This is a genomic window from Paenibacillus sp. LHD-38, from assembly GCF_031157315.1.
GTDB lineage: Bacteria > Bacillota > Bacilli > Paenibacillales > Paenibacillaceae > Pristimantibacillus.
On the sequence record NZ_JAVIFU010000025.1, the window covers coordinates 1 to 14,774 of the forward strand.

Annotated in this window: 8 protein-coding genes; 2 read left to right on the forward strand and 6 right to left on the reverse strand. The window is 49.9% G+C overall.

The window, feature by feature from the left end; all coding sequences use genetic code 11:
* The 3 genes from tnpA to RCO25_RS20575 form a co-directional block, all read right to left on the reverse strand.
* The coding region (tnpA, locus tag RCO25_RS20565; protein WP_308998081.1) for an IS200/IS605 family transposase at window positions 1-244 on the reverse strand (244 nt) is incomplete at its 3' end.
* 223 nt (window positions 245-467) lie between these two features.
* The gene (locus RCO25_RS20570) at window positions 468-6,506 is read right to left on the reverse strand and encodes a PKD domain-containing protein (RefSeq protein WP_308998003.1); all 6,039 of its coding nucleotides are present in this window, start codon (window positions 6,504-6,506) and stop codon (window positions 468-470) included.
* 315 nt (window positions 6,507-6,821) lie between these two features.
* Window positions 6,822-7,412, reverse strand: a complete 591-nt coding sequence (locus RCO25_RS20575) for a hypothetical protein (protein ID WP_308998004.1) — start codon at window positions 7,410-7,412, stop codon at window positions 6,822-6,824.
* Window positions 7,413-7,485: 73 nt separating this feature from the next.
* Between RCO25_RS20575 and RCO25_RS20580 the strand changes: the two genes are divergently transcribed.
* The gene (locus RCO25_RS20580) at window positions 7,486-9,720 is read left to right on the forward strand and encodes a sensor histidine kinase (protein ID WP_308998005.1); all 2,235 of its coding nucleotides are present in this window, start codon (window positions 7,486-7,488) and stop codon (window positions 9,718-9,720) included.
* Window positions 9,721-9,738: 18 nt separating this feature from the next.
* Entirely contained in the window at window positions 9,739-10,434 is a 696-nt protein-coding gene (locus RCO25_RS20585) for a response regulator (protein WP_308998006.1), read from the forward strand.
* 420 nt (window positions 10,435-10,854) lie between these two features.
* Here RCO25_RS20585 and RCO25_RS20590 read toward each other — a convergent pair whose 3' ends face one another.
* The 3 genes from RCO25_RS20590 to RCO25_RS20600 form a co-directional block, all read right to left on the reverse strand.
* A complete protein-coding gene (locus tag RCO25_RS20590; RefSeq protein ID WP_308998082.1) occupies window positions 10,855-12,033 on the reverse strand; it encodes an MFS transporter in 1,179 nt (392 codons plus the stop codon).
* 8 nt (window positions 12,034-12,041) lie between these two features.
* Window positions 12,042-13,022, reverse strand: a complete 981-nt coding sequence (locus RCO25_RS20595) for an aldo/keto reductase (protein ID WP_308998007.1) — start codon at window positions 13,020-13,022, stop codon at window positions 12,042-12,044.
* 765 nt (window positions 13,023-13,787) lie between these two features.
* Window positions 13,788-14,669: a LysR family transcriptional regulator gene (locus RCO25_RS20600; protein ID WP_308998008.1), complete on the reverse strand. Its 882-nt coding sequence runs from the start codon at window positions 14,667-14,669 to the stop codon at window positions 13,788-13,790.
* Window positions 14,670-14,774: the final 105 nt, after the last annotated feature.

A 14,774-nucleotide genomic window follows, 5' to 3' on the forward strand; every position in this document is an offset into this window, starting at 1 on the left:
GTTTAACTACACGGTGGATGCCGAACTGCGGGTCGCACTTGATGAGTAGATGGACGTGATCAGGCATGATTTCCATTTCCACAATCTCAGCTCGAAGTTCTTCTGATTTAAGCTGGAACAGTTCTTTTAATCTTGCATCAATAGGAGGTATTAGAACTTTGCGTCTATATTTGGGGCAAAATACAACATGGTACTTACAGTCAAATGTTACATTGTGATTACTTTCATCTTCTCGCTGTGATATCGATTCATTCCAAGAAAATTATACCATAAAACAGTAGATCTAATGTCGGGTGATTAAGGCGGCTTTAGCCGCCCTTCACCCGAAGCACCTTACATCCCCATAGCTAAAGCAAGGGGTTTTTCGGCGCTAAATTATAAGGAAGATTCCAATTACCTAAAACCTTAAATGCAAAAAGGCCGTCCCCGAGGATCATCTCCATCGGGTACGGCTTGCACGTTAACAATTATTTTTTGGACGGTTTACCCGAATTATCGTGCTGCACCTTGACGGTCACGATTTGCACCGATTGGTTGCCAGCTTTATCGGTTATGGTATACGTAATCGTATAGACACGCCCCGTACCCTGCCCGGAGCGCTCCGCCCTCAAGCTGAACCGGGTATCTTGCGTTCCATAATCGGCGCCTTGAATATCGTTCGCCGTATCGCCGTCGCCAAGCCCGTCATCGGGCTCGCTGCTCGTAATCGAAGTCAGTACGACCGAGGCGATTCCGGAGGTCGCGTCTCTGAAATCAAGGGTTGCCGTAATATCGATCATTTTATGATCCGGCGGCCACAAGGTTCCATGATCCAAGCTGACGGTAAAGGTCGGAGCGGTTGTGTCCACTCGAATCGTTATCGATTGTTCCGCTTCCGCATTCCCCGCGTTGTCCACGCTGCGGTAATCCACCCAATACTCCCCGTCATGAAAGGCAGGGATCGAACCCGTGTATAAGGCCCATTCACTGTTATTGATCCGGTATTCTGTCTTGGCTACGCCTGACAAATCGTCAGCAGCCGAAAGTGTGAGAACCGCATCGACGGTATGCCATCCGTTCGGTCCAGCCGGATTAACGGAAGCTGCCGTAACCGGTGCGACCGTATCGATGTTTCCTACCGTAATCACCTTAACCGCCTGATTTCCCGCTTCATCTTCGGCATACAATGTGTAGCTGCCGTTCAACGTCACCATAAAGCTGTTACCCGTGAAGTTGTTGCCGCCGGCCGCAAAAAACTCGGCCGTCCGCTCGCCCGCGGCCCATTTCATTGCCGTAACAGCGCTGCCGGTTCCGTCAAACTCCACCGTCACGGGAATGCTGTTGTTCGTCCAATCGGCCGGGAAATCAGCCGAAATTTCCGGATTGATGGAGTCCACCGTAATGGTGAAGGTTTGAACTGCGGATTCGTTAACGCCGCCGTTTGCCGTATCCCCGTCATCCGTCAGAGCGACGGAAACCGTTGCCGTACCGCTGACGTCGTCCGCAGGCGTGAAGCTCAGCGTACCATCCGATGCGACCGCAGGCTGAACGGTGAACAGATCGTTCCGGTCATTGGTAACGTTGAACATCAGAGTCTGACCGGATTCATCAGCCGGACCGGCGGAAATGTTCGCAGCCCAAGCCGGCACGCTTACCCCTTGAACCGCATCGGTCTTATTCGCTGCCTGGTCATCCCCTTTACTAAATGACGGCGCGTCATTTACCGGATCGATCGTTACCGATACGACTTCAGGCTCGGAGTCCGCCTTGCCGTCATTTACTCTAAAGGAAAAGCTGTCGGTTCCGTTCCAGTCGTCGACGCCCGGTACATACTTAAACTGTCCCGAAGGACTAATGAAAACCGTGCCTTTCAGCGGCTGATCTACCATGCTGAAGGTTACGTTATCCCGATCCGCATCGCTTGCGTATAACTCTCCCGATAACGGCAGGTCCTCGTGCCCTTGGACGGAAGCCGCTTGCGCAACCGGAGGCGTATTCGCATTCGTAAACTGCACGCTGGTTTCCCCGTAGGCGCCCCGGGCGGCCTGCGCCTTCACCTTCGCCGTACCGGCGATCGGAGATGTCAACACGGCTGTTGCCACTCCATTCGCATCGGTTACGGCTGTTTGGGTAATCGTACCGAGTGTCGTCGAGAACGTTATCTTTTGCCCCGACATCGTTTGACCATTCGAATCCTTCACAACAGCGGTAACCGTACTCGATTGTCCGGCGTTAAGAATGGTCGGATCCGCGCTAACCACAACGTCCGCAGGCGCCGGATTTTTCAGTTCGTACAACTGCTTGATTTCCGCCTCGGTGAGAGGGTAATTGTACATTCTAAAATCGTCCATCATACCATTGAAATATTCCGTCGATCCCGGTGGATCGAATCCAATCGTCAGCTTCTCGGTTGTATTCTCAAATATACCTTTCCAAGCCAACGAAGTCTTGTATACGCCGTTAATATAGTACTTAGCCGTCGTGCCGTCCCAGGTGACAGTAGACATATACCACTCTTTGTCCGGCATTGGCGTATTCGGGAAGAGGTGCGTAAATCCGTTTCGGTCGCCGCTTTTAAGGCGCATGCCCGGAGAATCTCCCCATCCGTCATGCAAGAAGGAATACGGTCCGTAATTTTCCGTGTGGCCCTTCGAAATTATGGGAGCGTATCCTCCAGTGCCTCCATTCTCTTTGTACACCCATGCGGAGAAACTGAAGGATGTCGCCAAATCAAGCGAATCGCTGTCTTCTACGAGCACCCCGCTCCAACCATCAAACTTCGCCGCTTGGCCGATTATCCCTTCGACAAATGTCGGATTGCCGATCGCAGGCGCCCCGTGGTTGCCGTTACCCGAAGAGTCCTGGAAATTGCCATCGAACGTATAGTAAGCGATCTGTCTAGGTGTCTGCTCTGCCCGAACGGTAATCTCAAACGTATCTGTGCCCACTGCGCCATCATCATCCGTAACAGTGACGGTTGCCTTGTAAATTTTATCGGCCGAATCCTTCTCCATTACCGGATAAGCATGATCAAAGTGACACGATGTAGATGTCGTCCCGTCGTCGAAGTCCCAGACGCAAGTATGACTGTCCCAGGAAGGATCGAAAATTTTAGTAGTTCCTTCATACCTTTGACCGCCAAGCACCGTTACGTCTCTTCCTGCATCGACGATAGGCGCGACGTTCGCAGGGGTAATCGGTTTTTTCACTTGATATTTCTTTCCGTCTTTCGTCACGATATCAAGCGTAGCCATATAGGTATTGCTGTCAGTGTAATATTTCGAGACGGTCATTCCAGAGTCCGTGTAGGATCTGTCGCCGAAATCCCATATGCTGCTTGTAATAAGCCCTTGGTCTCCGCCGGCTGTCGTATTGATGAGCGAAACCTTCTCCCCTTCTTTCGGGTTTTGGGGGAGGAACTCGAAATCTGCGGGCTCAACGGATTGCTCCAACGTAAAGCTGCTTGACTGCCCCTGCGAATCCGTTACGGTCAACGTAACCGGGTAGATGCCCGGGCCTGGGAACGTATGGGTCGGTTCCTTCACGTTAATCTTCGGACTGTTATCCCCGAAATCCCATTCATAAGAAACAATATCATTGTTTTTGTCTGTGGACAGATTTTGGAAAGTGACGGTTTCGCCGCCAATCTGACCTGTCTTGACTTTCAATTGCTGAGTTGAAATGATTGAACCGTTTCCTTGAGAAGAAAGAGGTTTATACAAAATATATTTGGCTAACATCGGCTTTGGAAGCTTAAACTCCTGCAGCTCTCCATTGTTTTCCAGCGTACCGCTAAGGACTGTAGTGAATTCGGTTAAATTATCATTTGAAATCGCAACCTCGAAATCTTTCACCCGCTGCTCTGCAGAGAAAATACGCGGTCTGATCTGGATCCGGTCAATAAGGTACGAATCGCCGTCTGCCAAGCTGATCTTCACCCATTGATTGTTCTTCGACTTTGTCGCCCATGGGGTACTGTGGTTAAATTTCAACATGTTTTCTGCACTGTGGCCTGAGTCATAATTACTTGATACGGCTTCAATCTTGGCTCTCTCTTCTAACAGCGCGACGTTCTTTCCTGCCGAAACGGGATTAAAGAACGCTTGAGGAACCTCCGATGCGCCGATCCTGAACGAGACTTGCTTCACGGCCTCGACATTCCCTGCGTTGTCGGTGCTTCGATACGAAATGGTGTAAGCTCCGTCCGCACTAAATGTGACCGGAGTCGAATAAATCTCCCAATCGCCCTCATTCACCCGGTATTCCGTCTTAGCGGCACCGCTGCCCTCGTCATTAACAGTAAATGTAACAGTTACCGGGGATCGATAGTAACCGCCCGTGCCGTCAGGCTCAGCCGGCGACAATGATGCTGTCGTGGAAGGCGCGGTCACATCCTCTGTACTCCAAACAACAACTGCAGGGCTGCTGGACAGCGATCCGACCTGTGCGACGACCCGATCTTCACCCGTCTGTGTACCCGTGTATTGAAATGCTGCCACACCAGTATTATCCGTGTTTGCCGTATGTGCACCTGGGTTAGCACCAGTAATGACAAGGGAAACAGGCGTTCCGATCACCGGTTGGCCTTGCTGATCAAGGACTGTCGCTTTCAAAGTATGCGCACCGCCAAGCGAACGCGATGCGCTATCAGGAGTTAGATTGATAGTCGCCGGCGGCTGCTTCTGAACGACTTTTACCATCCAACTGATTAGAAAGGCTCCACCAAGCGGATTTGAATCCAAAACAATCACCTCAACCGCATGCAAACCGACGGAAGTCGGAACATACGTATACTTATTTCCTGTTCCTGTGCCTACGGTTGCCCCATCAACAAACCATTCAACAGCTATCGGATCGTTATCGGGATCAATGGCCGTAATTTCAAATAACGCCGCCTCCCCTACATACTGCTGTACTTGACGAGCGGGGGGTGATTGTTCCACGAGAAGCGGAGCGCGATTCACATCCGCAATCACGGTTTGCACATAATGAACCGCTTGATTTCCGTTATTGTCCATTACTCTCAATCCGACAAGCCCATTAACCGGCTTGGTGAACGTATGTGTCACCTTTACACCCTGAGCATCGTCGAAAAATCCATCGCTATCCAGGTCCCAATCATAGGCAGCGATACCGGCATCGCTAGTGGACCAAGTGCCGTTGAACGTAACGGGATCTCCTTCTTTCCCGGAGTAAGGACCACCGGCGTCCGCATAAGGAGCATCATCGACTACGGTCGGATCCTGCAGAAGCTGGTTAACGAGTCCGACCACATGGCCGCCGAAATCTACCAAGTTTGTACCGAACACGTTATTGTCTTCAATGATAGCCGCACCTTCAGCCAACATATCTTGCTTTGAAAAATCGAAATCCATAGCCGTGAACTCTGCTTTAAACTGTACAATTTCCGATTCGGTAAAGCCAAGCGAAGCAAAATATTGCATCTCCTCATTCGTGAAGCCTGACGCTGCAACTCGCTCTTGAAGCTGCCGCAATTCGGCAGCCTTCTCGTTTAACGCTTCGTCAACCTGTGCGAATGCTTGATTAAACCGTGAGAGGCTTTGGCTTGTAAACTGCAGCTGGTAGAGCAATAGATTTATGTTGTCGCTAAGCGCCTTGCCGTGTGTCAGCGCCCAATTCACATCTCCCATCGCTTGCGCTCCTTGATAACGTTCAAGCTGCGTCCACATTTGACGGGTTATCGCTTGCTCTTTGGCAATATCATTCACCAGAGCCTGCATGGCGGCATCCACTTGATCGTTACTTTGGAAATCCAGGAGGCGCCTCTCTCCAAGCGGAGTAATATGTTTATAGTCCGGATCCGGCGGGTCATCCTTGATGCCTTGATAATGTTTGGCCTGATTGGCGAGTTGAAGCAATGCCATTGTCCGCGGATCTTGAAGACCGCTGCGCATTAGGAAATCTACAAATTTCTCATTTGGATTTCTTCCGGCATCGGCTGCTTTCTGCAGTTTGAACAATTTGTCTGCGTACTTCTCATACTTCTCCCAGCGCTCCGCCAGCTTTCCTGCATCTTCCTTCAGCTGCGTCAGATCCAGCGCTGGAACGAAACCGGTAGTATATTCTACCTTGAAAGCAGGATCAATAACTCCATCGATAAGATAATCGAACTTTCCGTCTTGACATTCGTCAAACACGACGGCGTATTCACCAGGAGGAATTTTTCCATCCGGCCCTGTGTAGCCGATCGTTTCAGAGATGAAGATGCCGTTCGATATACTCATGACGGTGTTCGGTTTGCCGCCGCCCTCATCCTCCAGTTCCTTCCCGTGGGAAAGAGCGTTGACGCTTCCGCTCTTCACGATATAAAGATCGGTCCATGAGGTTAACCCGTCAGGATTTCCTTCAGAACAATGCGGAATAATTTGCATCTTCCCGGTGTGGATGGAAATGCTGGAGTTTCCTCCGAATGTTGTATAGGCATCGCCTTCATCGGTCCACCAGATCCACTGGCCGAGCCCTGAACTTGCATTCGCTGCCGGAAGGAAAGCTCCGAGTAGCAACAAACACGTTAACATCATCGCTATTAACTTACGAAAAATGATAATCACTCCCATCAATATACAATACTTTTTATGAATGCGGTCCGTATCGGTCAGCTCATACCGATTAAAAACGAATCACCCCTTTATCACTCTGTTAACGAATAAACAACGATCAAAAACGAAGGAAAATCCCGGGCGCAACCCGTAGCTGTACCACGAGAATTGTGCGTCGATCGTTCACAGATCGAAGTATACAGCGCCCCCTGCGAGCTTGGGGAGGATGAACTTTTTTCACCCTACGGAAAAAAATTACCCTACCTCGTTTCCTATTCAGGATTAAACGCTCCCCGAATGATTGGGATGGGCAGCCAGTGGCTCCCGATGCGACCGAGGCGTCAATCTTCCGGTCCAAATGCAGAAGCCCATACCGACGTAAGCGAGTCCCCAGAAGAATGCAAAGTATACGTTGTCTTCCACCGGAAGGAATGCGCCAAGGAGCATCAGCAAGTATAAGCCAGCCACCCAACGGGGGAATACCTTGGCGCGGAACGTCATAATGGCGAACAGCAGCGTGCCTCCGGTCAAGCCGATCATGCTGCCCATTCCGGTAATCGCCATAACCAAGCTGTCAGGTTCCGGAGCGGATGGCCCCTGGATGAACACGGCAAACAACAAAGCCGTTGTCAAAATGTTGCCAATCGTAATGCCGAGTACGCTAATAAATCCAAGCAAGCCGGTCTCCTTCGATTGCACGAGATAACCGGCGATCGAGCCAACCGCCATAAGAATACATGCCACATACCCGAAGGAAAGCTCCGGCATGCTGTCCGTTCCCCAGATGATCGCCGTCGGCATCATGCCGATTCTCGCGATCCCCGCCAGCAAGCAGATCATGCCCAGCCATCTCAATACTCGTAACTCGTTCATTTTCATTCTCCTCATCTTCGATTTATTTGCTTGCCTTAATCCTACATGCACGGGAATCACGGGCAACAGGGCAATGAATACCTCATTTTATGGGAAACGGCCGATTCCCGAATCCGGGAAATTCGGGAATCGGCCGGGAATTCGCAACAATCTCATATTCAAAACAACCTTCCATCGCTATAATAAAAGCATGAAAATTATAAGAGCCTATCAAGTCCTTATCGGATTGTTTTTTATCGTTACAGCTACCCTTTATGCGAGTTGCATTCCCACCTATTACGACATGCTGGTGACGCAATGCATCTCAAGCGGATGCGGTTTGTCGATTCCTGCCTTGACCTTGGAACCGGGGGGTCTCTCCTTAACGGAGATTGCATTCCTCCAAGTAGCGATCGACTGTTCCTTTACGCTGGTGTTCTATTCCTCTGCCCTGATTCTTCTGTGGAAAAGCGCCCGGGAACAGATGGGTTTACTCGCCGCATTGGCGATGATCGCCTTCGGCACTTCTTTTCCATCACTCGTCATGGTTGGATCGGTAGATTCGACATTCTCTCATTACTGGTTCCTTGGGGTAGCGGCTGCAGGTTGGATTGCGATATCGCTGTTCTGCCTGCTATTTCCGAATGGTACATTCGTGCCTGCATGGTCGAGGTACGCCATGGCGCTCATCGTCATCGTAGATGTTGCGAACATCTTCTATGATGGGAACTTATGGAAAAAACTTCATGTCCCTATGTACCTTCAGTTCATCTGGTATTTGTCAACGACGCTGCTGCTGATCTATGCCCAGGTGTACCGTTTCAGACGAATCTCTTCACCCGAGCAGCGGCAGCAGACCAAGTGGGTTGTCTACGGCGTTTCGGTCTGCTTTATTGGATTTGCGGTAATCAGTATGCTGTTCGATCCTGCTTTCTATAACGGCAATGCCGCTTACTTTGTCTATTTAAATGCGGCGCTTCACCTTTTCCTGTCGGCTCTGCCCATTACGCTTACGCTCGCTGTTCTAAGGCGGAGGCTATGGGACATTAATCCCCTTGTTAACCGGACGATTGTCTACGGTGCGCTGACTGTATGCATTGTTCTGCTGTATACCGCCGTTGTGCTTTATCTCGGAAAGCTGTTTGTCTCTTGGAACCATTATGTCGTCTCTCTCATTGCGACGGCACTCGTCGCGGCTGTGTTCGCGCCCCTTAAGGAATGGCTGCAACGACAGGTGAATCGGCTGATGAAAGGCCGTCATGATGATCCGTACGCCGTTCTGTTAGAGCTTGGCAGCCAGATGATGCAGCCGCTCGCACCTGATGCGATGCTGGCGGCGATTGCGCGTCAAGTGCAAGGCGCGCTTCGATTGCCTTATGCCAGCATTGCGATGGACATCGAAGGGCAAGAGACCATTTTAGCCGAAGCAGGCGAGCGAAAAGAAGCGCTTGAACTGCATGCCTACCCGATTATTTATCGGGGCAAATCGATCGGTACGTTGTATGCGGCGAATCGCTCGGCAGGTGAAACGTTTTCGTCGGAGGACCATATTTTCCTGGAAGTGTTGCTTCAGCAAGCCGGGCCGCTTGTGAACAATGCGGATATGCTGCTGGGTATGAGGCGGCTAGCGGAAGATCTTCAGGATTCCCGCGAGAAGCTTGTGCTCGCCCGGGAAGAGGAGCGCCGGCGAATCCGCAACAATCTGCACGACGATCTCGCGCCGAGATTGGCGGCACTGGCGCTTAACGTGGCGATAGCGCGCAAATACGTCGACAAGGAGCCTGCCGCTGCTGTTGCGAAGATGGATGAACTCGGCCAAGTCATTCGATCGACGATCCAAGATATTCGCTCCCTGGTGAACGATTTGCGCCCGCCTGCGCTGGATGAGCTCGGTCTTGTCGGCGCGATCCGCGCGCGGATGGAAGAGATGGCGAAGCCTTCTCAGCTAAACGCGGACGGTTCGTGGACAAAGCAGCTGCATATGCAGATCAACGCTCCGTCGGTTCTGCCTGCGTTGCGTGCTGCGGTCGAGGTTGCCGTCTACCGGATCGTGACGGAGTCGTTGGTGAATGTGGTGAAGCATGCGGATGCGACCGTCTGTCGAGTCGTGCTAGCCGTGACGGAGGATAGTCGACTCCTGGTGGAAGTGACAGACGACGGTGTAGGTGTAGGTGTCGGTGCGACGCAACGTCCGGCTTTGACGGGGACGACCGGCGGTATCGGACTTATATCCATGCGCGAGCGGGCTGCGGAGATCGGCGGAGAATGCGTGATTGAACGGCTGGACACAGGAGGAACGAGGGTACGCGCGATGCTGCCTTTGCAATAGAGAAGGAGGATTGGACTAATGAGAATCATTATAGCCGAGGATCACCCGATGTTTCGCAACGGCGTTCGCAGCTTGCTGGCGACGACGGACGACTTGGAAGTTGTCGGGGAAGCGTCTGATGGCGAGGAAGCGGTGAAGCTGGCAGGCGAGCTGCAGCCCGACCTCATGCTGATGGATATTCGTATGCCTGGAATGAATGGCATCGAGGCGACCGAACGGATTAGAGAACAATATCCGGCTATCGAAGTATTGATCCTCACGATGTATCAGGATGATCAGTCGGTCTTCACTGCTATGAGAGTCGGTGCCAAGGGCTACGTGCTGAAGGATGCGGATGAGGAGGAACTGCTTCAGGCGATTCGTATGGTGGGAAGTGGACGCGCCGTATTCAGTACGGGAATCGCGGAGCGGATGATGCATTATTTCGCTTCACAGCCCCCGCTGGTTGTGCCGGATTCCCATGGCGAAGAGGCGGAAGAGCAGGCGATCGGAAGGCATGGCCTGCTGCGAGATCCGGCCTTTGCCGAATTGACCCGGCGCGAAGCGGAGATTTTGGCCCGAATCGCACTCGGAGACACTAACGCTCAGATTGCCGACCGCCTCCACATTAGCGCCAAGACCGTTGCCAACAACGTGTCGAACATTTTGGGTAAGCTCCAAGTTATGACCCGGCACGAGGCAAGGAAGCTGGTCGAGCAGTCACGACATATCTAGCATTTTAACACAGCGGATTTCATCAACTCGAATAAGGCCAGATCCCTCAAACGAGGAATTCTGACCTTCTTTATGTCAATAAATTGCTACACTGCTTTTCATCTTTCGACTATTCTTCGTCACCTGTGGCAACCTGGTTACTCGGGTCCGAGCTCCAATCGCTCCAGATATATCCTGCTCACCAACACTCATACTTTTCATGGTGTCCATTGACCAATCAGATATAATAAAGGGTTCCACATATTATTCATGAATAATATGTGAAACCCTTTATATTTAACTATCGTCTCCGTTCCCTGGTCGGTATCGCTGTACTGCTATTTATTTATTTCCACCAGCATCCGGCTTGTTCACGCCTAAAATGTGACTAACTTCCAAGTCAGGCATTTTACCAGTCTATCGATTGCCTCATGTATTTTTTCAGTTGGATTCGATAGGAAGAGAGTCCGCATTCAGCGACTGTTCTTTGTCTTTCAGCAAACGTTTCACAAAAAATGTGAATAGGACCAAAGATACCGCAACGGACACGGCGCTTACCGTGAACAATACTTGGTAGCTGGTGTACTGAGAAATCCAACCCAGCATGATCGCCCCCAGCCCGATGCCAAGGTCGTTAGCAGTCGTAATTGTGGCATTGGCAACACCTTTGCGATCCGGACGGGCCAGAAGTATCTTCGCCGATTGAAAAGCCGGCTGCGCGGAGCCAAAGCCAATCCCGTATAGAACAGCCGATATCAGCACGCCGATCAAACCGGTCGAGAGACTCAAGACAACCAGGGAGCAAATCGTGATGACAAGAGATGGTACAATAATAGCCATCTCGCCGTACCGATCGGATAGTTTTCCCGAAATGGGACGACTGAACGCGAGCGTTGCGGCAAAGGTCAGGAAAAATATGCCGGAATTGACTTGAATCGTGCCTGCGAGCAGCGGAACAAAGGTTGTAATGCCGCCATAAGCGATAAACAGAAAAAAAACAGACGCCGCAAGCGGCAGGACCGATTTTTCGTACAATTCGATTCGTCTTGCTCCCGTTTGCGGTTGGAAAGGCATTTTTGAACCAAATGTCAGGAGCAGCGCTGCCACAGAGAGGACAACGGCGAATAAAAACAAAGCACTGTACGACAGGTCCTGTGCAACCCAGATACCAAGCAGCGGGCCGATTGCCATCGCAAGTGTCATGGACGAGCTGAACCACCCCATTCCCTCGCCGCGGCGGGCGGAAGGAATCATATCCGTGATCGATGTAATCATGGCGGTCGTGGACACGGCCCAACTGAGGCCGTGTAAAATTCTGAGCCCAATCAGAACGGCGATTCCCCCTACCCAACCATACAGATACATCGCCAACGTAAAGAGTAGGATCCCCCATACGATAAACGGACGTCTGCCGAACCGGTCCAGCAGACCGCCGACGAGCGGCCGGAAAAGCACGGCGGACAGCGCAAATGCGCCCATCACCAGACCGATCTGCGATTCACTGCCGCCCATCCCTTTGATGAAGGGCGGCAGTGTCGGATACAGCATATAAAACGCGACAAATAGGAATAGGTTTCCCATTGTCATGAGAATAAAAGGCTTCGTCCATAAGCGTTCCACGCTGCTCATTACTGATGACCAACAATCTGGTGGGGTAAATACGGCTCTTCAAGCGAAGCTATTTCTTCAGGTGTCAGTTTTATCGAAAGAGCTGCTACCGCATCTTCGAGATGCGATTGTTTCGTTGCACCGACAATGGGAGCGGTTACCGGTTCTTTCTGCAGCAGCCAGGCAAGTGCGATTTGGGCGCGCGGTACGCCGTATTTTTCTGCGGTGGCCGCCACCTGATCGATGATCACCCGATCGGTATCTGCAGTTGCATCGTATTTCAGCTTCACGATTTGATCGGTTTCCGAACGATGCGTTTTTTCCTGCGGATCCTTTGTCAATCTTCCTCCTGCAAGCGGACTGTAGGGAATGACACCGATTTTTTCAGCCTTACAGAGCGGGAGCATCTCTCTCTCTTCTTCGCGATAGATGAGGTTATAATGATCCTGCATCGAAACAAAACGGATCCAACCATTCTTCTCAGCCACGTGCAACGCCTTCAAGAATTGCCATGCGTACATGGCAGAAGCCCCGATGTATCGTGCCTTCCCAGCCTTCACCACGTCATGCATAGCTTCCATCGTCTCTTCTATAGGCGTATGGTAATCCCAGCGGTGAATTTGATACAGATCCACGTAATCCGTTCCCAGCCGCTTCAAACTTTTATCAATTTCACTCATGATTGCTTTTCGGGAAAGTCCGGCACCGTTTGGACCTTCATGCATGAGGCCATTAACCTTCGTTGCGAGCACAATTTCATCCCGATTTGCATATTCCTTTAATGCCCGTCCAGTAAATTCTTCACTTGTCCCGGCTGAATAGACATTCGCCGTGTCAAAAAAATTGATACCAAGCTCCAAGGCGTGTTTAATGATCTGACGACTGCTCGCTTCATCAAGAACCCATTGATGCCCCCCCGGTACTGCTACACCAAAGCCCATACAGCCAAGACAAATGCGGGATACATCCAAGCCTGTATTTCCTAGCTTCACATATTCCATCGGTCAAAACACTCCTTTTTCGGATGATAAGACGAATAACTCCAAGTCAATAAGATCATTTTTGTCCTGTCCACCATTGCAGCTGCGTTTCTCCGCAATCCGTTGCAGGTGCAGGGTAACAGAGTGTGCAGATATCTCATCGCATAACTCTTCTTATGATAGATTACAATGGAGTTGATATTTATAGGCATTCTTTGCCGCGTGCGCAGCATAAGAACGGCCAAGAAGAAGTGCAATTAAATATGAAACACCTCAAACAGCCAATTCGAACACATCTGTACCCAGGATTCTACATTTTAGACCAAATTCTTGCATTTTAGTGGCCATGCGCATTGGTTGATCTGACGGCACAAGTGCATCGTTGCGGTTATGCCAGATAAAAAGCGGTGGGGTATGGGGGCCAACATAATTTACAACAAAGGTGTTAAAGCCTTCCTTGAGGAAGGTCAAGGCAACCGGCTCCCGTTCCGTATCCGATAAAATGTAATAAGCACCACCTGGCATTAAGATATTTGCCGGACGTTTTGGGATTTGAAAGCCGTTAGGAATGTATTAGGGAATCGGATACTTTTCATGGATATAAGTTTGCATGTTAACTCTTCCATCGGTCGTAAAGTTGATTTGTTTGTGTAGCATATAGGATCCTCCATTCAAATAGAGTTAACATGGATTCACACCGCATAAGCAGAATAGAACAATCATGTTACCATGCTTTATTGTAAATCAATAATCCCACCATATCGAATACTTATAATACATGCTTTGTCATGCTTTTTTGTTATCTTTCATATATTGTATAAAAAGCTGCGTTGCGGAATTAAAAATTTGTGTTTTTTTCCATGCTAATACATGACCAGTAGTGCGTACTGGAGAAAACGGTATAAAACAAGTGTTTTTGCTACCGCGAATTTCATGAGCACCTTCGACAGAGATGGCATATCCCAACTTTTCCTCTACCAATAGTGATGCATTGGTCAGCAGATTATGAGTAGCAACTATCTGAAGTTGTTCTTCTGAGAAACCAAACCAACTGGAAATTTCGTTTCTAACAATCATTCTTCTGGGTGGAATTAAAGGCAAGCTACTCACTTCTTGTAGCCCGATTGACTCTCTTTGCGCCAAAGGATCATCTCGACGCATCACAAGCCCCCACTTTTCCACATATGGCAAATGAATGTAGTTATATTTTGCGGTTTCAATAGGTTCTAGTAGAACACCAATGTCGATGATACCCTTATCAAGTTTCTCGCGAATATCATCACCATCAGCACTGTATAGGTCGTATCGAACCAATGGATACCGTTTGGAAAACTCCCGAAGCACCTTTGAAAGCATACGCGAGGCAGTTGATTCTACACAGCCAATGGACACTGTTCCTCCAATAGAATCCTTCTGTTGGGTAAATTCATGCGTGGTCTTGTTTACTAAGGAAACTATTTCGTTAGCTCTTTGTTGAAACAGAATCCCATCATTTGTTAATGTGATTTTTTTATTTCCGCGCTTAAATAGGGTTACGCCAAGTTCTTCTTCCAACTGCTTGAGTTGGCGGCTCAAATTTGGCTGTGAAACATGAAGCACTTCTGCGGCCTTTGTGATGCTTCCCTCTCTAGCTACAGTCAAATAATAGTTTATGACTCTTAATTCCATTAAAAAAATCTCCCTCTACACGTTAAGTTAAAAGTCAATTTATTCTTTGTTCATTGCTTAAGAGAGATAATGCTTCTCCGATACGTAGTCCCGTTTCAAACAACA